The following is a 24,983-nucleotide window of genomic DNA, read 5'->3' on the forward strand; positions in this document are numbered from 1 at the left end:
GAGATCCGCGCCGCCCAGGAAGAGCTGAGCAAGGCGTACAGCGAGGCCGGCCAGGCGTTCTACCAGCAGCAGGCGGCGGCGGAAGGCGCGCCGGCCGCCGACGGTGCCGCGCCGCAGGGTGACGCCGGTGCCACGCAAGACGACGTGGTCGAAGCCGATTACGAAATCGTTGACGACAAGAAGTAAGGTTCCTCTGGCGTGACCCCGAGCCCCGCCGGAAACTCCCGGCGGGGCTTCGGTGTCTTATTGACGTGGTTCCCATGTCCCGCGACACCAACGCAATCCATCCCATGGCTGCACCCTTCTCCCGCTTCCGCTTCGCAACCGCCGCGGCGTTCTGCTTCGCCGGCGGTGTCCTCTTCGCCTCCGGCATGGACTGGACGAAGATCAGCTGGGCCCAGAGCACGTCGGGCAATCGCCCCGCGGTTTCCGCTCGCGGTCCCATGGGCCCGGAAGGGCTCTCCTCGTTCGCCGACATCGCCGAACGCGTGACCCCCGGCGTCGTCGCCGTCAACACGACCCGCTCGGTGCGCCCGCGTCAGAACCAGCTGCGTGGCCGCGCGCCGCAGGGGATGGAAGACTTCCTCGAGCAGTTCGGCGGCCCCCAGCCGCGTCAGCAGCGCGGCGAGGGCTCGGGCTTCATCATGAGCGCCGACGGCTACATCGTCACCAACAACCACGTGGTGGCCGACGCCGATCAGGTATCCATCACCCTGAGCGACGGCCGCACCTTCCGGGCGAAGGTCGTGGGTACCGACAGCACCACCGATGTGGCGGTCGTGAAGATCGACGCGAAGGGGCTCCCCACGCTCAACATCGGCAACGACGAAGCCACGCGCATCGGCGAGTGGGTGCTTGCCGTTGGCAATCCGCTCGGCCTCGACTTCACCGTCACCGCCGGCATCATTTCGGCCAAGGGACGTGGGCAAGAGATCAACCTCCCCAACGCGGGCAACTTCACCATCTCTGATTTCATTCAGACCGACGCGGCGATCAATCCGGGGAACTCGGGCGGTCCGCTCATCAACATGCGCGGCGAGGTGATTGGCCTGAACAGCGCGATCGCGAGCCAGACCGGCTTCTACAGCGGCTACGGGTTTGCGATTCCCATCACGCTCGTGAAGAACGTGACGGATGCGCTGATCACCGACGGGCGCGTGCGCCTGCCGGTGATGGGAGTGTCGGTTACCCGCATCGATCCGGAGGATGCCGGCATCAATGGCCTGTCGCGAGTGGCTGGCGTAAAGGTGGCCGGCTTCAACCCCGCCGACGGTGGCCCCGCCAAGGCGGCCGGCATTGAAGTGGGCGACGTGATCATCACCGTGGACGGCAAGCCGGTGGAGCGTGTGAGCTCGCTACAGCGCATCGTCCGATCACGCCGCGTAGGAGACCGCATCCCGGTCGAGGTGATGCGCTTCGGCAGCAAAAAGCGCTTCGAGGTGCGTCTCGTCGAAGCGGAAAACACCGCCCGCCTCGCGGTGAACACCGCGTCGCCGGACGCAGCGGCCAATCCGTCGGCGGGCAAGCTGGGCATCGCGGTGGAACCGCTGCCGGCCGACATCGCCGCCCGACTGCGCACCAACGGCCGCGGTGTGCGGGTGTCGGAGGTGACGGACGACGGACCGGCCCGCGAAAAGCTCGCCGCCGGAAGCGATGTGGTGCTGGCCATTCTCTATCCCACGCCGCGTCGCGATGTGCGCAGCGTGTCGGATCTGCAGGCGGCGGTCGCCGGCCTCAAGGACGGTGACTACGTCAGCCTGCTGGTCCAATCGCTCGATCCGCGCCTCGGGCAGCGCGTGGTGAATATCCGCGTGGGCGGCTGACCACAGCGACGTGGCCACACGAGAACGCGGGGGCGATGGCCGTGGCCATCGCCCCCGCGTTCGCATTTGGCGCCGTCAGCGCCGGATCACTTGCCGAAGAGATAGAGCGAAACACCCGCCTGGACACGCGTGCCGGTGGATTCGAACTGCCCCTCCTGTCCGTTCCGGAGCTGGCTGGCGCGTGTCAGCTTGCCGAAGGTCCAGAGCGCCGTACCGTTCACCGCAATCTTGCTCGTGACGAACAGCTGGGCCCCCGCACCGCCGGTCGGCGCAATGTCCTCGAAGTCGCGACCGGCGTTGGCCGTTCGCGCCGTGGCGCCTGCCGCGAGAAACACCCGAAAGGGGGAGCTCGCACCGGGGAGCAGGTTCATCCGAAGCAGGGCGTCGTACTGACTGAGCGTGACGTCGGAGGTGTTTTTCACTCCCGGGAGCACGCTGCGATCGAAGTTGGCCAAGACCGACCATGTGTCACTGAGCCCAAATCCGGCGTGCACGCCGAAGCCACCACCGAACTGGAGGTCCTCTGCCGCCGACTTCACATCCACGCTCGAGCCGACGTATTGGATCCCCCCAAAGACGCCCTTCGTTGACTGTGCCGCCGTGCTGGGAGCGCCAACCAGCAAAGCGGACGATATCACCACCGTGCTGAGCAGATGCTTCATGTACGGTCCAGGTTGAGGTTAGCGGCAGCCGGGCATGCGGAAGGCGCCGATCTTCGTACTGTATGCGGTAGCCCCCGCCCGGAGGTAGTCACCCACGTACCAAATGGTGCAGTCGTCTACCGGGTCCAAAGCGGTCTGCGTGTAGTCCTCCCAGCGCAGCGTGGAGGTCTGCGCAGCCCCACCGTCGGCCAGTCGCACTTCACGAAAGCCGAACGTACCGACCGGGTGTGACGGTGCGCGGCCAACGAAACGCTGCCCGACATAGGTGTGACGATCGCCGGCCGAGTAACCGAGGCCAATGTTGCCCAGACGATCCATCGCGGCGCTCGGCAGCCAGCGATAGAGGCTGTCCGGCGCGAAGGTCCCCTGCTGTCTGAGCGCAACGCTCCCCGTGGGTGACACGCGGAGTTCGTACCAGCGCACCCCGCCCGTCCCGTTGGCGGTGTTGATGCTGTGCGTGGCGACCAACGACGCGTGATTCGCGAAGCGCCGGTAGATCAGGCGTGGCATCAGCTTGTCACCCTGAGAGTCGAGCCCTCGCTCGGTCCCGGGCTGCGGGACACAGTTGGTGAGCTGTCCGCCGCACAGATAGCGATAGGGCGCCACCGCGATGCGCTCAGGGCCCACCAACGTGGTGCGCGCCGTGTCCTGCCAGTTCACGGCGAAGCGCCAGAGCTGCAGCTCGTCGCTTTCCACCACACCACGCAGCTGCGTACCACCGGCCGCCAGCACGAGGTTGGGGGTACCGACGGGCGGGAGCCGCTGCCCGTCGAGATCCGAGGTATTGAGAAAATTCACGTTCGGCACAAAGCGGCACAGCTCGCGCGCCGGTTCCCCACGCAGCATGCGGGCTCGCTCGGCCACACAGAGGTGCTTTTCGATCACCTCGTCACCCGTGCTCGTCGGGACGTAGTAGCCGTCGGGCCATACCGCCGGGCGCGGATAGTCGGGAAAGAGCGGGCGGCGGAACTCGTAGCGGTGCCATTCCCCCATGGGGTCGTCGGTGGCGCTCACCGCATAGCACATGGCATAGTCGCCACGCGCTGAGTCGGCGGGCGGCCGAGGGGGAAGCGGGCGCGGCGTGGCATCAGTCGTTGGCGGCGGTACCCGCAGCATCGCGGTGCGCGGTCCATCTGACACCATGCCCGGCGGCACACGGCGGAAGATCGGCAGCACCAGCAGCCAGCGATGGGCTAGCTGATCGTAGCGGATGACGGCGTCACCACTCACGATCGCCTCGCACGCCCCACCGAATCCCGCAAAGACGGCGTTGGTGGGCAACGGGCCATAGATCGGCGTGCCGTCCTTGCGAAAAATCGCCCATTGGGTGTTCACCGTCTGTACGACGTGCCGGCGTCCCACGGCGAGTGAGTTATCCGACGGATTGCGCAGCAGCGTGGCGCCATGCGGCCCCACGAAGCCGGCGCCGAGGCCGTCGAAGCGGCGTACAAGGCGCACGCCGGGGCGGCTCCCCATCGTCCGCTGTTCCACCCGCTCGCTGCCGGCCGGGATCCCGGTAATGACCGTACCAGCTGGCGGCGCCTGGGCCGCGAGCCGAGCCGTCGTGCAGAGCAGCGTGAGCGCTGTGGCGAGGAGGGGCGCGGCCAATCGCCGACGGTACGCATGGGGGAGTCGCATGCGCAACGTTACCGCCGGCGGGTCACGGCTGCTACCTTGGGCGCCATGCGTCCTGACATGCCCACGCCCACCGCTCCCCTGCAGCTCTCCCGCGCCGACATGCAGGCGCTCGGCGAGCGCGCTCTTGCCATGGTCATCGACCACTTCGAGAGCGTCCGCAGCAAACACACCACCACCACCATGAGCCGGGAGGAGGCGGTGCGTCTCCTGCACACGCCGCCCCCGGAATCCCCCACGCCCACCAGCGAACTGCTCGAGACGCTGGCCAGCACGGTGTTCGAGAACGCGTTCCGCGCCGATCATCCTCGCTTCTATGCGTTCGTGCCGAGCCCATCGAACTTCGTGAGTGCCGTGGGTGATTTCCTGATGAGTGGGCACAACGTGTTCGCCGGGCATTGGCTGGCCTCGAGTGCGGCCTCGCAGATCGAACTGACCGTGTTGGAGTGGCTACGCGCGGCGTGCGGGCTGCCCGAGACGGCCAGCGGCATCTTCGTGAGCGGTGGGTCGATGGCCAACCTGTCGGCGATCGTGGTGGCGCGCGAAACACGGTTGGGTGGCCATGATCCGGCGTCGGTCGTGTACTACTCTGATCAGACCCACTCCTCGATGTCGAAGGGGCTTCGTGTGCTCGGCTTCAGCCAGCGCCAGCGCCGGGCCGTTGTGACGGATGCTGACATGCGCCTCGATGTGGATGCGCTGGCGGCCGCAATCGCGGAAGATCACGCCAATGGCCTGCGGCCCTTCTGCGTGGTCGCCAACGCCGGGACCACGAACACCGGTGCCGTCGATCCATTGCATGCCCTCGCCGATCTCTGCGCGCGCGAAGGGCTCTGGCTGCACGTCGACGGTGCCTACGGCGCGGCCGCCGTGCTGCACCCGCGCGGCGCGGCCGCGCTCGATGGCCTTGGGCGAGCGGACTCCATTACCCTCGATCCGCACAAGTGGCTGTTCCAGCCGTTCGAGTTGGGATGCCTGCTGGTGCGCGATGCCCGTCTCATGAAGCTGGCGTTTCGCGTGGAGGAGGACGATCACGCCGACTACCTGGCCGATATTTCGCGTCACATTCAGGACGATGTGAACTTCTTCGAGCGCGGCATCCAGCTGACCCGCTCCTTCAAGGTGCTCAAGCTGTGGCTGTCGATGCGTGCGTTCGGCCTGGCTGAATTCCGCCGCGGCATCGGCGTGGGCTTCGAGCTGGCCGACGTCGCGCACGCGTGGCTGATCGAGAGCGGGAAATGGGAGATCGTGACGCCTTCCCAGATGGGGATCGTCACGTTCCGCTGGCGCGGCGTGGGGCTCTCTGCCCACCAGATCGACGCCCTCACCGCGCGCATTGTGGATCGTCTTCGCGAGAACGGATATGCGACGGTGATGAGCACCCTGCTGCATGGCCGCCCCGCGCTGCGCCTCTGCCCTATTCACCCAGCGGCCACACGGGAAGAGTTGACGGCCACACTCGAGCTGCTGACCGGCTTTGCCGAGGCGGGCGCCGGGGAGTTGCTGACCCGTCTATAATTCGGGGGGGAGACGTTTGGCCGACAGGCGACCGTCTCCTTTGCGGACGTGGCGAAATTGGTAGACGCACCAGCCTTAGGAGCTGGCGGGGCAACCCATCCCGGTTCGAGTCCGGGCGTTCGCATAGACCCTTCGACACCCCGTCGACCACGGTTCCGGGGATGGAGGCGTTCACCACCGGGCGCGCGGACATCGCGGCGGTGCGTGAATCGCGGCGGTATCCGGTGGGTCAGCGCGTGTTGTTCAGCATCTCGAGCACGGCGGCCACCACGGCATCGGCCCGCTCCTCGTGCAGCATCGTCCCCGCTCCGGTGATGGTGTCGACCCGCAACTTGGCAAGCTGACGTTGCAGCAACGCCACCTGCGCGGCGGTGGGGGCGTGAGCGGTGGGATGATCGCCCACCAGAAGTCGCACTGGGGCACGGATGCGGTGCAATTCGGTCTCGATGCGGGATGGCTCCTCGGCCTGCTGCATCGCGCGCAGGACCCGAAGCGTTCCGCGCACGTCGGATTCGATGGGCGCGAGGTAGCGCGCCGCCACATCGGGCGTACACCAGGCCGGAGCCGCGCTCTGCTCACGGATGGCCGCGAGAAACCGTCGACGTCCGATCGCCCGACCGACCGGAGTGTCCAGCAGCGGCGCCAGTGCCAGCGCGAGTCGAACACCCGTCGTTTCCTGTCGATCAATGGGGCCGCCGGCAAGGGAGAGTACGCCGCTGATGCGCTCCGGTGCCGCCGCCGCAAGTCGCAGCGCGAGCGTCGCGCTGGTGCCGTGGGCAACGACCAGCGTACGCGCCACGCCCACGCTGTCGAGCACCGCCGCGATGCGCCGGGCCTGCGCGGCAAGCGAATAGTCGGCATCCGTTGGGCGCGAGGACCGTCCCATGCCCAAGGGATCGATGACCAATACGGGGAGCCCATGGGCGCACAACGCCGCCGACACGTGTCGCATGGAGAAGGCAGATCCCACCGGGCCGGGGAGCAGCACGATGTGCGTCGGCACGCGCGACGCAGCACCGCGTAGCGCTGGCGTACCGTTCAGGCGCACCGACAGCCGTTCGCCCGGTGCAACCTGTACCGCACTGTCCCGTTCCGCCACGCGATCTTCTGGCGGGCGGAGCATGGTGCCCACACCGCTCCGCAGGTGGGGAATTGTGGCACACGCCGACCACGCCATCAGCAGCACTCCCGAACCAATCATGCGAGTATCACGCCGCGAGGGGCCGCACCGGCGGCACACCAAGATCGTCGGGGTGGCCCAGAGCATGGTGAACCCCTGTCCCTCCGAGACGCCACGGCCGCGCCTCGCGACGGCGCAGGTAGAGGGCCGCGAGGAGCAACGCCAGGAAGGCAAAGTCGATCATGCCGAACGCCACCGCTGCCGTGAGCGCTTTGCCCGTTGCCTGCACATGGAGCGCACGACCAACGAGTGCTCCCGGCGCGGCAGCCAGCACGCACCATGCGAGCAGTCGGTGGCCGGCCGCTAATGGCATACGGGGCAGCTCGCTGATGGCACGAAACCGCCAGCGCCACAAGAGCCGTTGGGTGACGATCGTGCGCCACATGGCGAGTGACGCCGCCCCGAAGACCAGCGTCAGCCAAAACTGCAGCGCATCATGCAACGGCACGCGCCCCGAGACATGGGGCACCAAGGTGCGCAACGCAGGCAGGAAGGGTACGAGCCAGCCGGAGTGGTTGCCATGCGTAATGGCGTCGAGCAGTACGTGACTGACGCCACCGATCAATGCCGAGTAGGCAGCCACCGTCCATTCCCGTACCCCGCGTGGGGCCCTCAGTGCCGCAAGGTCGTGCAGGCGCAGCCACTGGACATCCCGCACCAACGGAAGCAACGCCGGAAGCATCACCTCGGCCAGCAGCCATACGAGGAGGAGCGTGACCGGAGGAGTGAACCAGAGCTGTGCCGTCAGCGTGTGAGAGAAGATCCAGTCATCGGCCATGCGGCCGATGAATTCCAAGTCGGGCACCATACTGCCGATGCATAAGGCCAGCCCGGAGAAACGATGGGGCCAGCGCAGTTTGAGCGGCAGCACGAGCGCCTGATGCGAGAGCAGGGTCGCGGGCATCACTCCTCGAGGTGGCGGTCCAAGGTGGGTGTTGCTCCGACAACATCGGATCCCGACCCCATACTGGCGTGAACGTCAGGCCACGGGCCGGCCGCAATCATGCAACAGCTTTGTGATTGCCCCATTCGTCGCTCTATTTGTTGTATCCGTGAGACGGTGCCACCCCACCGGGCCAGGCGCTGCGGCCGGATCCTTTCTGGGAGATCGCAATGCAACCGGATACACCACGTGCCGCCCGCCATCCACGCCGTCCGGCTCGACGCACACTCGTGGCGCTGCTGGCGGCCAGTCTCGGCTGCGAGCCCACCGATACCGCGGTCCCCACTCAGCCGACGGGGCCGTCGTCGCCCGCGCCGACGGCATGGGTGACCCCTGCGGTGAGCACCCCTGGCGTGGTGTATCGGATTTTCCAGAGTCCTGCCGCACGCACCGCCGTCTCATTTCATGCCTATCTCCCGGCCCAGTATGACGCGGAGCCGACGCGTCGCTTTCCGGTGCTCTATTGGCTCCACGGGACGGGCGGCGGGGGTGCAGGCGGCATCGTGCCGCTGGCTGCACACTTTGACGCAGCCATCAGGTCCGGGCGTATTCCGCCAATGCTGGTCGTGTTCGCCAATGGCATGACATCGAGCATGTGGGCCGACTCCAAGGACGGTCGCATACCCATGGAAACAGTGTTAGCACGTGACCTCGTGATGGAGGTGGACGCGCGGTTCCGCACGGTGGCCACACGCAACGCCCGGATCCTCGAGGGCTTCAGCATGGGCGGGCATGGGGCGGCTCGCATTGGCTTGCGCTACGCCGATCTGTTTGGCGCGGTGTCCATGCTCGCGGCTGGACCGCTCGATCTCGACTTCGATGGCCCGCGTGCACGCGCGAACCCCGAGGAGCGCGCCAAGATCCTTCGCGAGGTCTACGGCGATGATCTCGCGTACTACCGCACGCAGAGCCCGCTAACGGTGGCCGAGCTCTTTGCACGGACATCGGCGCCACGGCCTCGTATGCGGATCGTGGTGGGCGATGCCGACAATACGGCGCCAGGCAGCGTGGCGTTCAGTGCCATGCTTCGCACCCTCGGCATCACGCATGAGCTGCAGCTGCTGCCGGGCGTTGGCCACGATCCCATGGGGTTGTTTGCGGCGCTCGGCGATCGCGGGTGGGACTTCTATCGCTCCCAGTGAGCCTGACGTGTCGCCCGCCACTCGAGCACGGGAATATGCGGGCCCTAGTCGCCAGATCGTTCGCCGGCGCGTAGTGTAGAGGGACGCGGCTGCACGACACGGCCGCCACCGCCGCGATTGCGGACGGTGCTCATTCGGCAGACTCTTCTCGCGCAGGACACCGGCAGCATGCGTACCGTGCCTACTGCAGACGCCGGCCTCCGCCGCCCCCTCGGTGCCGTCCGCCGCTTCTGGCAGACCCTCGGCCCCGGTGTCGTTACCGGCGCCGCCGACGACGATCCCTCCGGCATCGCCACTTACTCAATCGCGGGCGCGCAGTTCGGGACCCACTTCCTCTGGGCCGCCCTCTTCACTTGGCCACTGATGGCGGCCGTCCAGGCCATGTGTGCCCGCATTGGGATGGTGACCGGCAAGGGGCTCATGGGGGCGCTCGCCGACAAGTACCCCCGTCCGGTACTCGTGACGGCCTGTCTGTCACTGCTTCTCGCGAACACGATCAACATCGGCGCCGACCTCGCCGGCATGGCTGACGCCGCGGAACTCCTCACCACTGTCGACTCGCATGTCTGGGTGGTCGTGTTCGCCGCGGGCATCGCGCTCGCTACCGTACGGCTTCGCTATGCGACGATTGCCACGGGCCTCAAATGGCTGGCGCTCGTGCTCTTCGCCTATGTCATCACGGCCATCAAGATTGGCCCCGACTGGACCACGATCGTCCACGATACCGTGACGCCGAGCCTCCCCCGCAGTCGCGACGCGTTCGCGACGCTCGTCGCCATCCTCGGCACGACGATTTCCCCATATCTCTTTTTCTGGCAGGCATCGCAGGAGGTAGAAGAGGAAAAGCTGGCCGGGCGTCAGACTCTCGTCGATCGGCGTGGAGCCACCCGCCAGGAGATCGCGCGACGGAGCCTCGACGTGGGCGTGGGCACGTTCTTCTCCAATGTGGCCATGTTCTTCATCATTCTGACTACCGCGCTCACGTTGCACCGGGCGGGCATCCAAGACCTGGAGACCAGTCGCGAGGTCGCTCAGGCACTCGAACCGCTGGCCGGGCGCTTTACCACCTTGCTCTACACCGTCGGCATTCTGGGAGTGGGTATGCTGGCCATCCCCACCCTTGCCGGTTCTGCAGCCTACGCGTTCGCCGAACTGTTCGACTGGCGCCAGGGGATCGACGAGCGATTCCGCGGCGCGCCGGCATTCTACGTGGTGATCCTCCTCGCCCTCACCGCCGGCGTCCTGATGGACTTCGCGAACGTGAACGCCGTGCGCGCGTTGTACTGGACGGCGGTACTCAACGGGCTACTCGCTCCGTTTTTGCTGGTGGGCATCCTGATCGCCGCGGCGGATCCCCGTCTCATGCAAGGCCAACCGAGTTCGTGGCTTGGACGTATCGTAGTGGGCGTGACCACCGTGGTCATGTTCGTCGCTGGCGTGGGGATGTTCGTCGTGTGAGCAAGGCGACGCGCCTTCCAGCCCCTCCACACACGCGTCATGTCTCTCACGATCCGTTCCCTGACCGCCGATGACGTGGCGACCGTGGCCATGCTGCACACCGTCAGCTGGCGTCGCGCCTACCGCAACATCCTCAGCGACGGCTTTCTCGATGGGGATCTCGAAGCGGAGCGGACCGGCGTATGGGCCACCAAGCTGCATCCATCAGCAACGGGGGGTGGCTGGCTCGCACTCATCGACGACCTTCCCGCGGGTTTCGTGTTCGTGCGGCCCCGCGAGGATCGCGAGTGGGGCACCCTCGTCGACAACCTCCACGTGCTCCCCGCGCATCAGGGGCTCGGCATTGGACGGCAGTTGCTGCATACGGTTGGCCTCTGGGGCAGGACCCACGCCACCGGCACGCCCGTGCACCTGTGGGTCTTCGCCGACAATCTCCCGGCACGGCGGTTCTACGCGCGCATGGGCGGCCGCGAGGTGGAATACGTGGACCGCGAGGCGAGCGACGGGCGCCTGCTGCCGGAGTATCGGGTGGCGTGGGAGTCGCCGACCACACTGCAGGCAATGACGGAGCGCCCCCTACGACCCTGAGCTCTCGCGATGCGGCGGCGTCCGTTGCGCCGGATTGCCGAAGACGGTAGCATCGCGACATGTCACGTTTCCGCTCTTTTTCGCGGCCGTCGTGTTCGCCGACCACCGCTCGACACCGCGACCGCTTTCCGGCTGCGGCTGGTGGCGTGGCATGCGAAGTACGGCAAGGCCGCCTCGGTGACGCCGAGATGACCCTGCGCCAACGCTGCCTGCGGTATACGGCGGCCGTCGTGACCGGCATCGTGATCCTCGGCACAGGCCACTCGTCGGCGCTCGCGCAATCACCGGTACAGCCCATTCTCCTCCGCGGCGGGCTCGTGGTCGACGGCACGGGCGCTCCCGCGCGCCGCGCCGATGTGTTGCTGCAAGGCGACCGGATTGTGCAGGTGGCGGCTCGCGTGGTGGCCCCTGCCGCCCGCGTGGTGAACGTGCGTGGTCTCGTGGTTGCCCCTGGTTTCATCGACCCTCACGCGCATATCTCGGCGATCGCCCAGTCACCCGACGCAGAGAATTTTCTGCGGCAGGGAATTACGACGATCTTCAATAGCCTGCACAGTCTCGATCAGCCGCATCCGCTCGGCACATTTCTCGACACGCTGCGCGTGGCGCCCAACACCCTGTGGACCGCAGGGCATACCTGGGCAAGAAAGCGGGTCATGGGCACGGCGAATCGCGCTCCCACCACCGCGGAGCTCGACAGCATGAGTGCGCTCGTAACGCGTGCGATGGACGATGGGGCGTTCGGGTTCGGCACGGGGCTCGAGTACATCCCCGCCGTGTACGCGGAGCGCAACGAGCTGGTTACCCTAGCCCGCGCGTCACGCAGGCCAGGATCGCTGTACGTCACGCATCTTCGCGACGAGGGCGTGGCACTGGAGATGGCGCTCGCCGAGGCGGTCGATGTGGGGCGCAACTCGTCGCAGCCGGTGCACGTGAGTCATCTCAAGAGCACCGGCCGCGCCAACTGGGGCAAGAGTACGGCGGTGCTGCGCGGTTTCGACTCGCTCTCCACGCGGGGGATCCGGGTCAGCTTCGACGTGTACCCCTACCCCGCGTACAGCACCTACTCCGATGTGCTCTTTCCCGGCTGGGTGCTCGCCGATGGGCAGGATTCGGTGTCGGCGCGACTGGCGCGCCCTGAAACGGTCGAGCGCCTGCACCGCGAGATGCCATCGATCTTTCTGGCGCAGACGGCCGGAACCGCCGCGAGCATCCGGTTTCGAACACTGCCAGCGGCGCCGCAGTGGGCGGGGCGTACGTTGGCAGAGTACTTACGGAATCGCGGGCTCGAGGACTCCCCGCGCACCATCACCTCGGCGCTGATCGATCTGCAGCGTGCCGGAGGCTTCACGGCGACCGTCGAAGCCATGAGCGAACGTGACATCGAGGCGTTCCTGCGTCATCCCTCGGCGATGGTCTCGACCGACGGCGATCTCGTACGTCCCGGGCAGGGCTTCCCGCACCCGCGCAGCTACGGCGCGTTCCCTCGCGTGATTGCCCGCTACGTGGGTGAGCGCCGGGTGCTGCGCTTTGAACAGGCGATCGCCAAGATGACCTCGGTGCCGGCCCGTACTCTGGGCCTGACCGATCGCGGTGTGCTGCGAGCCGGCGCCACCGCCGATGTGGTGGTGTTCGATCGTGCCCGCTTCGTGGACCGCGCCAGCTTCACGGACCCGCACCACTACGCCGATGGCGTGGTGCACCTGTACGTGAACGGCACCCCGGTCATCAGCAACAGCACCATGACCGGTGCGCGTCCGGGGCGGGCGCTGCGCCGCCCTCGCTAGCGGGCGGCGCGACGGTCAGCGAGGGAACGTGAGCGACGTGACCCCGCCCTTGGGGCCGATCTTCACCTGCACCAGAATGGGTCGCACGGCATAGACGGCGCGGTACAGATATACGTGGTCGTCGCCCTCCGCTCCCCGATCTTCGAGCAGCTCCAGTCGCTGCAGTTCCCCAAGTGGGGAGAGGAGGCGCGCGTAGCCGTTGGCCATGCGCGGCACCGCGGTCACACGGACGAACTCAAAATCTCGCGCCGTCATGGAACCACGCGCCGTCACCTCGAGCATGCGGCGAAGCGTCCGTTCCACTTCGGGCGACGAACCGGCTATGGCCCGCTCCGGAAGCGGCCGGGGCGCGAGACTCGTATCGATGACCGCCGCCACGCGGTTGGCGATGAACTCCGGCGCCACGTGCCCCCCATTGGTGAGCACCACCACCGTGAGATCGCTCGCCTCGAAGCGCGTGAACTGCGTGCGGAACCCCTGCCACGATCCGCCGTGCTGGTTCACCCGCGCGCCCTTGAACGTGTCGAGGAACCAGCCGAATCCGTAGGGGTGCGGGCGACCGCTGTTGAGACGCACGGGCGAAAGCATCAGCTCCCAGCTCTCGCGCGTGAGCACGCGGCGCTCACGGACCGTGCGGCTCCACGCCTCGAGATCTTCGAGACTGAAGAGCAATGAGCCGTCGGCCGTAGTGTTCAGCGTGGGCGACACCCAGTTCTGATGCACGAACCCACCGGGCGCAGGCAAGTAGCCCGACGCACGGTGCGGCACGATCTCACTCTCGCTGATCACGCGCAGCGTGCGCATCCCGGCCGGCGTGAAGATCCGCTCCCGGAGAAACTCCCAGTAGGGCTTGCCGCTGAGGCGGCTCGTGATGGCCCCCAGCAGCACGTAGCCGGAGTTGCTGTAGTTCCATCGCGTCCCCGGCGGAAACTCCAGCGGCATGGCAAAGGCCAGCGTGGTGAGCTCCGTTTCGGTGAAGTCGCGGCGGTAGTCGAAGGTGCTGCTCGTGTAGTCCGGAATGCCCGATGTGTGCGAGAGGAGGTGGCGAATCGTCACCGCCTGCCACGCGGCCGGCGCATCGGGGAGATACACGCGGATCGAGGAATCGAGCGCCACTCGACCGTCTTCCACGAGCGCCATCACGCCGGCCGCGGTGAACATCTTCCCCATGGAACCGGACTGGAACATGGTAGCCGACGACACCTTCACCTGCTGTTCGATATTGGCGAGCCCGTAGCCCTTTGAGAGCAGTACATCGTTGCCCTTGAGGACCAGTAGCGCCACCCCGGGCGCCTGCTGCCGCTGCATTTCGTCGTGTACCACGCGATCCACCGCGACGGGATCTACGCGCGTACCGTTGACGGCGCCGCGCGGCTGGTCACTCTGCCACCACGGCGTTCGCAACGGGACCGCACGCGGTGCCAGTTGGTCGAGGGTGTTGGCGTCGTACAGGAGACCGCCACGCATGACCTGGCGGATGCTGGTGCTGTTGCGGATGTCGGTGAGCGGGTCACGCTCGAGAATGAGCAGGTCGGCCAGCTTCCCCGCTTCGAGGGTCCCGATGTCGGTACCCAAGCCAAGCGCCTCCGCGCCGTGTCGCGTGGCCACCTGCAGGACCTCGTGGTTGCTCATGCCCCCCTGCGCCAGCAACTGCATTTCCCAGTGCACTTGCAGTCCCTGCATCTCCCCGTGCCCGCCGAGCGCCACGGTGCCTCCGGCGTGCAGGATAGCCGCGGCACCGGCTGCCGTTTCGCGGTCGTTGTAGTCCTCATCAGGAAACGCGAGGAGGCGTTGCGCCGTCCGAGCGAATAGTTCGCTCGATGGGAAGAACCGCTGCAGGCGTAGATCGTCGGCTGGGCGCTCCGTCGCGTGCAGCCGGTAGATCGGCAACGCACCGCCAAAACTCACGAGCAGCGTGGGTGTGTACGCGATGCCGCTTTTCGCCATCAGCTGCACGGCATCATCGTAGAGCATCGTGGGCAGCGCATGCTCGTTCCCGGCGAATCCATCGAGCGCGTGCGTGAGCCCCAGCTTGTCGTCGCTCCCCCCCTCGGTGGTGGTGAGCATCCCCAGTTCACGACTCGCCTGCACCATCCACTGGCGCTGCTGCCGGTTGCCCAACAAGTAGCTCTTGAGCAGCCACGTGCCGTAGTCGTCGCGGTACCGGCGAGCGATTGCCCGCGTCTCCTCCAGCGACTTGGGGTCGAGGTCGCTGAACAGCCCGGGGCCCGTTGAGGTAATGCGCGGGCTCGGAACGGCAGCGACCTCCACGAGATCACTCAGCCCGAAGATGTCGGCACTCGTCTGCGGATCGCGGATGGTCGTGACACCGTATGCGAGATTGGCGTACACGCTTGGCGTCTCCGGCTCCAGCAAGTCGCGCCGGTACTGCCAGTGCGCGTGCACATCCACGATGCCTGGCATGATCGTGGTTCCCGTCACGTCGTGCACCGTGGCGCCCGAAGGGATCGCCACAGTACCGCGCGCACCGATGGCCGTGATCCGATCGTCGGTAATCACAATATCGGCGTTGGCGATGCTCTCGGTGCCACGCATCGTGATCGCCTTCGCCCCGCGCAGGACACGCGTCCCGCTGCCGGTCACCCGCGGAAGTTCTACCGCGAGCGACACGGCTGGCTCCGCGGCGCTGGCTGTGCCGTTCCCCGCGAGGCCGGTGCGGCGATGGAGATGTGGACCGGTCGTCCACGCGATCCCTCCGGTGGGGATCCAGGCGAACGACGTCGTGGCCCCTGGCTGCAACAGACTCGCGCCAGTGAGCTCCACCACCGGCGGTTCGCTACCGGTGCCGGTGGGCCGGGGCACGAGATGCAGTCGGTCGCTCGCCTGCACAAGCAACTGCGTGCCGTTCGGGCTGACGCGGATGTCGCCACTGGCAATGCGGCTGCGGACCTCTACACGGGGCGGACCGCCGTCCACCGGCATGCTGACCACGCCGGCGGGACCGCTCAACAGCACCCGCGTGGGGTCGTTGGCAAAATGCGGATGACGCGCCCCCTGCACCTTGCCGAGCAGTTGCATGCGCCCGGACGCGCGCATGGCGTCGAAGCGCACCAGCTGCGCATCGGTGGGTACCACGAGGGGCTGCTGCACCCGTGCGCTCGAGAGTGGCGCGCGGACCACCAAGACGTGCGCGCCATCCGGGCTCCACGCGGGATCGACGAAATACGCCGGAGCGTCACTCAGGCGGACCGGCACGCCACCGTCGGCACGCACTTTCCACACGTGCCCACCCTCGGCCGTCCACGTGACGAAGGCGAGCCATCGCCCATCGGGCGACCACGCGGGCATGAACTCGCGTGGATCAGCCGTGGTAGTCGGCCGCGTTGGCCTGTCGCCCTGTGGGGTGGTCACGAAGACACGGCCCATCATGGAATAGGCCACACGACCGCCAGCCGAAACGGTGACCTGCTGCGCCATGCGGCCACGGACGGCACCGGCAGCAATGCGAGACGTGACGGTGGGTCGCTCCGCGAGGTCGCCGCGCCATGTGGCCGTGAACGGCACCACCTGATCCATACCGGTGGCGAGATCGAGCCGATGAATGCGTCCACCGAAGGCCGCCAGTACAGCCCGGTCATCTGCCGTGAACGCGTAGCCGGGAATCACATCGCGCGACGATCGTGATTCGAGCTGATTGCGGTCGATCGGATATGCGAGCCAGCGTTCGGTGTCGTTCGAGAGATCGCGCAGACGCAGCCCCGTGCGCCCGCGGCTCTGGGCCGCATACACCAGCCATCGTCCATTACGCGACGTGACGGGCGCCATCGCCACGAACTCGCCGAGAGTGACCGGTTCATCACGCTGCGTGGTAGGATCACGCCGGACGACCGACGCCGTGGCTCCCTGCCGGACCCCGTAGGCGCGCGGGGTAAGACTCGTGTACCACAGCGCCCCGTCACGCGCGACATGGGCGGAGTACGGTCCCGGTGCCGGCGCCGAGACGAGCCCCGATGGTTGGCCGTTGCTGTTGGCGACCACCTTGGTCGCCGCCCCCGATGCCACGTCGATCCGCCACAGCTCGGCGATACGGTTCTCGATGACGGTGGCATAGATCGCCTTACCGTCCGGACTCCACGCCGGCGACAGCATGACCGCGCGCGGGAAGGCGCTGAGCGGGCGCGCCCCGCGGCCGTCGTTCCCGGCGATCCACACGTTGTCACTGCCGGTTTCGTCGCTGATGTAGGCCAGTGATTGGCCGTCGGGGGCATACCGCGGCTGCGACTGCCAGGCGCGTCCCGTGAGCAGAGGGGTGGCTGTGCCGCCACCAAGCGGCAGCGTAAACAGATCCCCCAGGAGCTCGAACACCATGCCGCGTCCATCCGGTGCGGCGTCGAGCGACATCCACGTCCCCTCGGACACCGTGATCGAGACCGGACGCTGGGCCGATGCAGGGGTCCCCGCAGCGCCGGCGGTGAGCAGCACCATGGCCAACGTGAAGGCGCGGGTGTGGCGGTGACGAGACAGGAGGGGCTCGTCGTAACGAATGGACACCGGCATCATCATGGGAGAGGCGGGAGCGTACAGGCGGAGCCCTGCGCGGTCGGCAGGGCTCGCAGAATATGCAGCGTGTCCGGGCATCCGCTCCGCGTCAGCCCCCAGCGAACCGCGCCAACGAAAAGAGCCCGATGTCGTGGGCTGTGCGCCCCCGGGTCACAAGATCCGCACAGATCTCCCCGATCACGCTCGAAAACTTGAAGCCGTGCCCGGAACAGGGGCTCACGAGCAGTATCTCGGGGGCCTCCGGAGACCGGTCCACGATGAAGTGCTCATCGGGGGTATTGGTGAACAGGCAGGTGGCCTGCGACAGCATTGGACCGTTCGCATTGGGGAAGTAGCGGGTCGTGGCAACCCGCAATGCCGCCTCATCCTCCGCGTGTACCTGGCGGTCCATGCTGTCGGGATGGACCCGCTCGAACCGGTGGTGATACTTGCCGATCTTGAAGCCAGGGACACCGTATTCGGGGAAGCCGTAATAGGTGCCCTCCGCTGCCTCCAGCACGAAGACGGGGAAGGCCGTCGGCGCGAACTGCGCGGCATCGGCGATGCCGAACCAGCCGAGGACTTGCCGCTCCGGTGACAACAGGGGGGCGAGCGCCGGGGCGAGGTCCGACATCCATGGCCCGGCCGTCAGGATCGCCTGCCCTGCTTCGAAGCTGCCGCGGTCGGTACGCACCCGCACGCCACCGGCCCGGGGCTCCACCGCCAGCACGCGGGTGTCCGTCATGACCGAGGCGCCGGCGGCCTGCGCCTCGGCGAGATGGCGCGCAATGCACCGCTCGGGGGTGAGAAATCCCGCATCCGGTTGCCACACCGCCGTGAGCTCGGGGGACGGCCGCCACCCGGGAAAGCGCCGGGTAAGGTCTTGGGCCTCGAGGACCTCGTGCGGCAGCCCGTGTTCACGGCAGCTGCGCAGGGAGCCGGCGAACACCACCCCATCGGCCGGCCCCACGTCGAGGCCCCCTGTCACGTGGAGGAGCGGCTCGTCGAGGCCGCGTTCGAGCTGGCGCCAGAGCTCGTAGGCTCTGCGGAGCAAGGGCACATAGGATGGGTCTTCGAAGTATGCCAGACGGATGATGCGCGTGAGACCGTGCGACGACCCTCGGTCGTGTCCCGGGGAGAACTGCTCGATCCCCAGCACCCGCTGGCCGCGTCCGGCGAGGTGCCGGATCGCCGCGCTCCCCATGCCCCCCAGCCCCACCACGATCACATCGTAACCGGCCATAGCTCCCTCGCGAGCGCGCGTGAAGATCGGGCATTTCCTGCTTGCCGTAATGTGGTCCGTGAGGCATGCTAGCGATTGCCAGCCAATCCCTCCCCAGGAGTTTTGCCACATGGCAGCGACCGACGTCTCCGACCCCCAATACTACCACCGAGTCGTGGATTGCCAATGGGCGTGCCCGGCCCACACCAACGTACCCGGGTACATCCGCCTGATCGCGCAAGGCAAGTACACGGAGAGCTACCTGCTCAACCGCGAGTCCAACGTGTTCCCGGGCATTCTCGGGCGCGTGTGTGACCGTCCGTGCGAGCCGGCCTGTCGCCGGGGCCGCGTCGAGGAGAAGCCCGTGGCCATCTGCCGCCTCAAGCGCGTGGCCGCCGATCATCGCGACGACATCAGCGCCTTCCTCCCCAAGGCCCCCGCGGTGAAGAACGGCAAGCGGGTGGCACTGATCGGCGCCGGGCCTGCCTCGCTCACCGTCGCCAACGACCTGCTGCCGCACGGCTACGACGTCACGATCTACGAGAAGAACGGGACGCCCGGTGGCCTGATGCGCATCAACATCCCGTCGTTCCGCCTGCCCGCGCAGGTACTCGACGAGGAGTGCGGGTACATCATCGACATGGGCGCCCGCATGAAGTACGGCACGCCCGTAACGAGTCTCCGGGAGCTCCTCGACGAAGGCTACGACGCGATCTTCGTGGGCTCCGGCGCTCCCAAGGGAAAAGAACTCGACATCCCCGGACGCTGGGATGCCCCGGCGCAGGTGCACATCGGCATCGACTTTCTCGCCAACGTGCATTTCCAGCACATCGAGAAGATGGGGCCGCGCGTGATCATCATCGGCGTGGGCAACACGGCGATGGATTGCTGCCGCACCTCCAAGCGCCTCGGTGCGACCGACGTGAAGGTCGTGGCCCGTCGCGGCCGCAAGCATTTCAAGGCTTCCCCTTGGGAGCTCGAAGATGCCGAAGAAGAGCAGATCGAGATCATCGAAAATCATGCGCCCAAGCGCATGGTCATCGAGAACGGCACGCTCGTGGGCATGGAGTTCGAGCTCCTGCAGTGGACGGAGGATGCCAGCGGGAAGCAGACCAGCACGGTGATGGGCACCACAATCATCCCGTGCGATCAGGTCATCCTCGCCATCGGCCAGGACAACGCCTTCGAGTTCATCGAACGCGACCTCGGCGTGGAATTCGACACGAAGGGGATGCCCGTCGTCGATAAGGCGACGCACCAGAGCACCCACCCCAAGGTGTTCTTCGGTGGTGATGCGGCGTGGGGCCCCGAAAACATCATCTGGGCGGTCGCACATGGCCACGCGGCCGCCATCTCGATGGATCTGCAGTGCCAGGGGCGCGACGTGACCGCCGACCGGCCACCGTACGGCATGACCCTCGTGAGCGCCAAGATGGGTATGCACTCGTGGGCGTACAACAACGACTACGAGGCGGCCAAACGCGCCAAGATGCAGCACGAGGACCTGACGAAGCGCTTCAAGGATCTTGTGACCGAGGTGGAGCTGGGCTTCACCCCCGAGCAGATCGTGTCGGAGGTGGGCCGCTGCCTCAATTGCGACATCCAGACGCACTTCACCTCCTCGCAGTGTATCGAGTGCGACGCCTGCGTCGACATCTGCCCCACCAACTGTCTCACCATCACCACCAACGGTACGCCGATTGAGGACCTGCGCACGCGACTGTCGGCGCCGGCGCTCAACCTGTCGCAGGACATCTACGTCTCCGACGGATTGCCGCAGACCAAGCGGATCATGGTGAAGGACGAGGACGTCTGCCTGCACTGCGGCCTCTGTGCCGAGCGCTGCCCCACCGCGGCGTGGGACATGCAGATCTTCGATCTCAAGAAACCGGTGGCGGGCATGCTCGCGGGAGTGGCCAGCATATGAGCAACATCAACGATTTTGCATTCAAGATCGGCACCGTGAACGGCACCGGCTCCGCCAGTGCCAACGGGCTCCTCATGCAGGCGATCTTCCGCATGGGCATCCCGGTCACGGGCAAGAACATCTTCCCGTCCAACATCCAGGGGCTACCCACCTGGTACGAAATCCGCGTCAGCAAGGACGGCTACACCGCACGCCCGAGCGAAGTGGATCTCGTGGTGGCGCTCAATCCGGCCACGTACGCGAAGGACGTGGCCACCGTGCGCCCCGGCGGGTTCCTCGTGTACGACTCGTCGTGGCCGCTCGAGCCGGACCTCGTGCGCGAGGGCATCACGATCCTCGGCATCCCGTTCGGGCGCCTGTGCGTGGAGAACTTCCAGGGCGATCGCGACCGCACCCTGTTGCGCAACATCGTGTACGCCGGCGCACTCGCCGCGCTGCTCAACATCGACATGGAGGTGGTGGGCGGCATGCTGGCCGAGAAGTACGGCAAGAAGCCCAAACTCCTCGACAGCAATCACAAGGCCATTCGGCTCGGCTACGACTACGCCAAGGCGAACTTCCAGTGCCCCCTGCCCTTCCATCTCGAGAAGATGGATGCCACCGGCGATTCCATCCTCATCGATGGCAATACGGCCTGCGCACTCGGTGCGGTCTATGCCGGCGCGACCGTGGGCGCCTGGTATCCCATCACGCCGGCCACGGCCCTGATGGAGCAGTTCAAGGCGTTCTGCGAGAAGTTCCGCGTGAACAAGGAGACCGGCGTGCACCACTACGCCATTCTGCAGGCCGAAGATGAACTGGCCGCCGCCGGTATCATCATCGGTGCCGGCTGGGCGGGTGCCCGTGCCTTCACCAACACGTCGGGCCCCGGCATCTCGCTCATGCAGGAGTTCATCGGACTCGCGTACTACACCGATGTCCCCGCAGTGTTCTTCGATATCCAGCGGTGCGGCCCCGCCACCGGGATGCCCACGCGCACGCAGCAGGCCGACCTGATGTCCCTCGCGTATGCGTCGCATGGCGACACTAAACATCTCATTCTCTTCCCGTGTAATCCGGCCGAAGCGTTCGAGATGTCGGTGCAGAGTTTCGACCTGGCCGAACGCTTCCAGACGCCGGTGTTCGTGGCCACCGATCTCGATATCGGCATGAACGACTGGATGGTGAAGCGCTTCACCTGGGACGACAGCTATCGCCCCGACCGTGGCAAGGTGCTCGACGCCGCGGCGCTCGAGAAGATTCAGAAGTTCTCCCGGTACCTCGATGTAGACGGCGACGGCATCGCCGCGCGCACGCTGCCGGGCGTTGGCGGCAAGGGCGCGTACTTCGTGCGCGGCTCCGGCCATGACAAGCATGCGGCCTACACTGAAGATTCCGACGCGTACCAGGAGCTGGTGGACCGCCTCAAGCGCAAGTTCGCGTATGCGGCCACGGTGATGCCCACGCCCGCGTTCACACTGCAGGCCGGCGCCGAGATCGGGCTCGTGACCATCGGCGGCTGCGATGCGGCGGTGCGTGAGGCTGCGGACAAGCTGCGCGCACAGGGGATCACGGTCGATGTGATGCGAATCCGCGCCTTCCCCTTCGGCGCCGAAGTGAAGGCGTTCTTCGATCGCCATGAGAAGAACTTCGTGATTGAACAGAACCGCGATGCCCAATTGCGCTCGCTGCTGGCCATCGAGCTCGGCATCCCGCGCGACGCGATGATCTCCGTCTTGGATTACGGCGGTATGCCGCTCACCGCCAAGGTCGTGGTGGATGCCGTCACGACGCAGGTTTCCACTCAGGCCAAGGTGTCCGCATGACCTCAATTGCCAAGCCTCCGGTCCGGCATCCGAGCTCGCGCACCAACGCGCTCGGGCTTACCGTGCGCGACTACGAAGGCGCGATGTCGACGCTCTGCGCGGGGTGTGGCCACGACTCCGTGACCGCCGCTATCGTGCAGGCCGGCTGGGAACTCAATCTCGAGCCCCACCGCGTTGGGAAGATGAGCGGCATCGGCTGCTCATCGAAGACCACGGCGTACTTCATGAAGCAGTCGCACGGCTTCAACTCCGTGCACGGCCGCATGCCCTCGGTCACGTCGGGCGCGTCCGCGGCCAACCGCGGACTCACCTACATCGGGGTATCGGGCGACGGCGACTCGCTCTCGATCGGCCTCGGCCAGCTGTCGCACGCCATCCGGCGCAATGTGAACATGCTGTACATGCTCGAGAACAACGGCGTATACGGGCTCACCAAGGGGCAGTTTTCCGCGTCGGCCGACGTGGGCTCACTGTCCAAGAAGGGCGAGGCCAACGAGCAGTCGCCGATCGACCCCGTACTGCTGGCGCTCACGCTCGGCGCCACCTTCGTGGCCCGCTCGTTCTCCGGCGACAAGCAACAGTTGGTCCCGATCATCAAGGCCGGCCTCGCCCACAAGGGCTTTGCCATCATCGACGTGATCTCTCCCTGCGTGAGCTTCAACGATCACGATGGCTCCACCAAGAGCTACGCGTTCACCCGCGAGCACGAGGTGGAGGCGGTGCACACCGACTTCGTCCCGCTGCAGCGGGAGATCACCGTGCCCGATACACACGAGGAGGTTCGGACGGTCGTCATGCATGACGGCGCAGCCGTACGCCTGCGTTCCACGGCGCCGGATTACGATCCCACCAACCGCGAATCGGCCTACGCGCACGTGCGGGCCTGTCAGGCGCGCGGCGAAATCGCCACCGGACTGCTCTTCGTGGACGAGAACGGCCGTGACATGCACGACTATCTCCGCACACCGCAGACACCGCTCGTCGACCTTCCCTTCGAGCAACTGTGCCCCGGCAAGTCGGCACTCGACAAGTTGATGGACCGCTATCGTTGACCACTGATCGCTGATCACGGACTGCCAACGGCCCGCCACACACCGTGCGACGGGCCGTTGTACCTTCTCCGTTGCGGGAAAGCGCTCAGTCCAGCATCGACTGATAGACCGGTTCGTACATCGCCGACACCACGGCGGCATCCAGGTCGGACGGCCTCGGCGCACGCGCCAAGCCGCGCTCATACGCGATGTGCGCCACCTCCACCGCGATGGCCCGCGACACCTCGCGGATACGCGAGAGGCTCGGATACAGGCGCCCCATCTCCAAGTCGTCCTCGGTTACCATGCTGGCCAAGGTGCGGGCTGCGGCGGCGAACATCTCGTCGGTCACGCGGGACGCCTCGGCGACGATCACCCCGAGACCAACACCGGGGAAGATGTAGGCATTGTTGCCCTGCCCCGGCACGTGGGTCACGCCTTTGTGCGTGACCGGCGCGAACGGACTGCCGCTCGCGAAGACGGCCCGTCCGTCGGTACCGGTATACGCCTCACGCGCCGTGCACTCGGCCTTCGAGGTCGGGTTGGAGAGCGCCATGACGATGGGACGCACATTGATGCGGGCCATCGCCGCCAGCACCTGCGGCGTAAACGTCCCCGGCATCCCCGACACGCCGATGATCGCGTGCGGCTTCACACTTTCCACCGCATCGATGAAGGCGGTTACCGGCGCATGATCGTGGGCGTACGGCTGCTTGTGAGAGGCGAGATCGGTGCGGGACTTCACCACCAGCCCCTTGGAGTCCACGAACCAGCAGCGCTTGCGTGCCTCTTCTACCGTGAGCCCCTCTTCGACCATCGCTTCGACCACGAGATCGCCAATACCGATACCGGCTTCCCCGGCACCGAGAAACAACAGCCGCATGTCCTTGAGGGGCGTACCCGTGAGGCGCGAGGCGGAATACAGCCCAGCGAGCGTGACCGATGCCGTCCCTTGGATGTCGTCATTGAAGGTGCAGATGCGATCGCGCCATGCCTCCAGCAGCGTAAAGGCGTTGTGATTGCCGAAGTCCTCGAACTGAAGGCAGACCTTCGGGAACCGCTCCTGCAATGCCTCGATGAACTCGGTAAGCAGTTCGTCGTACGCTGCGCCGCGGAGACGGGGCTGGCGGAGCCCCATGTATGAAGGACTCTCGCGCAGCTGGGTGTTATCCGTACCCACATCGATGGTGATGGGCAGACACTGCATCGGATGTACACCGGCACACGCCGTGTACAGCGTGAGCTTGCCGATCGGAATGCCCATGCCATTTGCGCCAAGATCGCCGAGGCCCAGAATGCGCTCACCGTCGGTGACCACAATCATGCGCACGTCGTGATGCGGCCAATTGGCCAGGACCTCACCCACACGCCCGCGATCCTCGCTGGTCACGTACAGACCGCGGCTGCGGCGGAAGATACGACCGAACTCCTGACAGGCCTGCCCCACCGTTGGGGTGTACAGGACTGGCATCATCTCCTCGAGATGAGCCATCACCAGGCGGTAGAAGAGCGTGACGTTGCGATCGTGCAGCGCCACCAGATAGGCGTATTGGTCGATGGGCGTAGGACGCGAGCGAACGCCCGGCAAGATGCGTTCGAGCTGCTCTTCCTGCGTCATCACGCGCGGCGGGAGCAACCCTCGAAGGCCCAGCGCGTCGCGCTCGGCCTCGGTAAATGCCGTCCCCTTGTTGAGGTCGGGATCGTTGAGCAGGGCGGCGCCGCGCTTCGAGATGGGAGGAACGGTCACGGGGGAGTGGTCGGT

17 protein-coding genes and 1 tRNA gene are annotated in these 24,983 nt (G+C 66.6%); 11 read left to right on the forward strand and 7 right to left on the reverse strand.

Translation table 11 applies throughout. From position 1 onward, the window contains the following. Both ACIQ51_RS10120 and ACIQ51_RS10125 read left to right on the forward strand, forming a co-directional pair. Positions 1-186, forward strand: a 186-nt coding sequence (locus ACIQ51_RS10120) for a hypothetical protein (RefSeq protein ID WP_396204918.1), incomplete at its 5' end; no start/stop codon positions are given. Between the two features lie 104 nt (positions 187-290). Then, positions 291-1,823 (forward strand): trypsin-like peptidase domain-containing protein, encoded by a 1,533-nt coding sequence (locus ACIQ51_RS10125; RefSeq protein WP_396204919.1) that lies wholly within the window; start codon positions 291-293, stop codon positions 1,821-1,823. Between the two features lie 86 nt (positions 1,824-1,909). Here ACIQ51_RS10125 and ACIQ51_RS10130 read toward each other — a convergent pair whose 3' ends face one another. Together ACIQ51_RS10130 and ACIQ51_RS10135 are read right to left on the reverse strand one after the other, a co-directional pair. Then, positions 1,910-2,485 (reverse strand): outer membrane beta-barrel protein, encoded by a 576-nt coding sequence (locus ACIQ51_RS10130; RefSeq protein WP_396204920.1) that lies wholly within the window; start codon positions 2,483-2,485, stop codon positions 1,910-1,912. Between the two features lie 18 nt (positions 2,486-2,503). Further along, entirely contained in the window at positions 2,504-4,123 is a 1,620-nt protein-coding gene (locus ACIQ51_RS10135) for a hypothetical protein (RefSeq protein WP_396204921.1), read from the reverse strand. Positions 4,124-4,168: 45 nt separating this feature from the next. Between ACIQ51_RS10135 and ACIQ51_RS10140 the strand changes: the two genes are divergently transcribed. Together ACIQ51_RS10140 and ACIQ51_RS10145 are read left to right on the forward strand one after the other, a co-directional pair. Beyond that, positions 4,169-5,638 (forward strand): pyridoxal phosphate-dependent decarboxylase family protein, encoded by a 1,470-nt coding sequence (locus ACIQ51_RS10140; RefSeq protein WP_396204922.1) that lies wholly within the window; start codon positions 4,169-4,171, stop codon positions 5,636-5,638. A gap of 42 nt (positions 5,639-5,680) precedes the next feature. Continuing rightward, a tRNA-Leu gene (locus tag ACIQ51_RS10145) sits at positions 5,681-5,762 on the forward strand. Positions 5,763-5,867: 105 nt separating this feature from the next. Here ACIQ51_RS10145 and ACIQ51_RS10150 read toward each other — a convergent pair. Together ACIQ51_RS10150 and ACIQ51_RS10155 are read right to left on the reverse strand one after the other, a co-directional pair. Continuing rightward, complete coding sequence (locus ACIQ51_RS10150) at positions 5,868-6,839, reverse strand: alpha/beta fold hydrolase (protein ID WP_396204923.1); 972 nt, start codon at positions 6,837-6,839, stop codon at positions 5,868-5,870. Between the two features lie 7 nt (positions 6,840-6,846). Continuing rightward, positions 6,847-7,722: a DUF4184 family protein gene (locus tag ACIQ51_RS10155; protein ID WP_396204924.1), complete on the reverse strand. Its 876-nt coding sequence runs from the start codon at positions 7,720-7,722 to the stop codon at positions 6,847-6,849. 209 nt (positions 7,723-7,931) lie between these two features. On the opposite strand from ACIQ51_RS10155, the gene ACIQ51_RS10160 reads away from it, so the two are divergent. The 4 genes from ACIQ51_RS10160 to ACIQ51_RS10175 all read left to right on the forward strand — a co-directional run bounded on the left by ACIQ51_RS10160 (position 7,932) and on the right by ACIQ51_RS10175 (position 12,736). Further along, positions 7,932-8,903: an alpha/beta hydrolase gene (locus ACIQ51_RS10160; protein WP_396204925.1), complete on the forward strand. Its 972-nt coding sequence runs from the start codon at positions 7,932-7,934 to the stop codon at positions 8,901-8,903. Between the two features lie 168 nt (positions 8,904-9,071). Beyond that, positions 9,072-10,361, forward strand: coding sequence for an NRAMP family divalent metal transporter (locus tag ACIQ51_RS10165; protein ID WP_396204926.1), 1,290 nt, complete (start codon positions 9,072-9,074; stop codon positions 10,359-10,361). A gap of 39 nt (positions 10,362-10,400) precedes the next feature. Continuing rightward, positions 10,401-10,949, forward strand: coding sequence for a GNAT family N-acetyltransferase (locus ACIQ51_RS10170; RefSeq protein WP_396204927.1), 549 nt, complete (start codon positions 10,401-10,403; stop codon positions 10,947-10,949). Between the two features lie 188 nt (positions 10,950-11,137). After that, on the forward strand, positions 11,138-12,736 hold the full coding sequence (locus tag ACIQ51_RS10175) for an amidohydrolase family protein (protein WP_396204928.1): 1,599 nt from the start codon (positions 11,138-11,140) through the stop codon (positions 12,734-12,736). A 15-nt stretch (positions 12,737-12,751) separates the two neighbouring features. On the opposite strand, the gene ACIQ51_RS10180 is transcribed toward ACIQ51_RS10175, so the two are convergent. Together ACIQ51_RS10180 and solA are read right to left on the reverse strand one after the other, a co-directional pair. Beyond that, positions 12,752-17,260 (reverse strand): serine hydrolase, encoded by a 4,509-nt coding sequence (locus tag ACIQ51_RS10180; RefSeq protein WP_396204929.1) that lies wholly within the window; start codon positions 17,258-17,260, stop codon positions 12,752-12,754. Positions 17,261-17,345: 85 nt separating this feature from the next. Beyond that, on the reverse strand, positions 17,346-18,479 hold the full coding sequence (gene solA / locus ACIQ51_RS10185; RefSeq protein WP_396204930.1) for an N-methyl-L-tryptophan oxidase: 1,134 nt from the start codon (positions 18,477-18,479) through the stop codon (positions 17,346-17,348). 109 nt (positions 18,480-18,588) lie between these two features. On the opposite strand from solA, the gene ACIQ51_RS10190 reads away from it, so the two are divergent. Genes ACIQ51_RS10190 through ACIQ51_RS10200 form a run of 3 tightly spaced genes read left to right on the forward strand, consistent with a single transcriptional unit; the run spans position 18,589 to position 23,242 of the window. After that, entirely contained in the window at positions 18,589-20,385 is a 1,797-nt protein-coding gene (locus ACIQ51_RS10190; protein ID WP_396204931.1) for an FAD-dependent oxidoreductase, read from the forward strand. After that, entirely contained in the window at positions 20,382-22,190 is a 1,809-nt protein-coding gene (locus ACIQ51_RS10195; protein WP_396204932.1) for a 2-oxoacid:acceptor oxidoreductase subunit alpha, read from the forward strand. Before ACIQ51_RS10190 ends, ACIQ51_RS10195 begins: the two co-directional genes overlap by 4 nt. After that, on the forward strand, positions 22,187-23,242 hold the full coding sequence (locus tag ACIQ51_RS10200) for a 2-oxoacid:ferredoxin oxidoreductase subunit beta (RefSeq protein WP_396204933.1): 1,056 nt from the start codon (positions 22,187-22,189) through the stop codon (positions 23,240-23,242). The genes ACIQ51_RS10195 and ACIQ51_RS10200 overlap by 4 nt, the downstream gene beginning before the upstream one ends. A gap of 85 nt (positions 23,243-23,327) precedes the next feature. On the opposite strand, the gene ACIQ51_RS10205 is transcribed toward ACIQ51_RS10200, so the two are convergent. Further along, positions 23,328-24,968, reverse strand: coding sequence for an NAD-dependent malic enzyme (locus ACIQ51_RS10205; protein ID WP_396204934.1), 1,641 nt, complete (start codon positions 24,966-24,968; stop codon positions 23,328-23,330). Positions 24,969-24,983: the final 15 nt, after the last annotated feature.

The sequence above is a fragment of the Gemmatimonas sp. genome (genome assembly GCF_044344655.1).
GTDB lineage: Bacteria > Gemmatimonadota > Gemmatimonadetes > Gemmatimonadales > Gemmatimonadaceae > Gemmatimonas.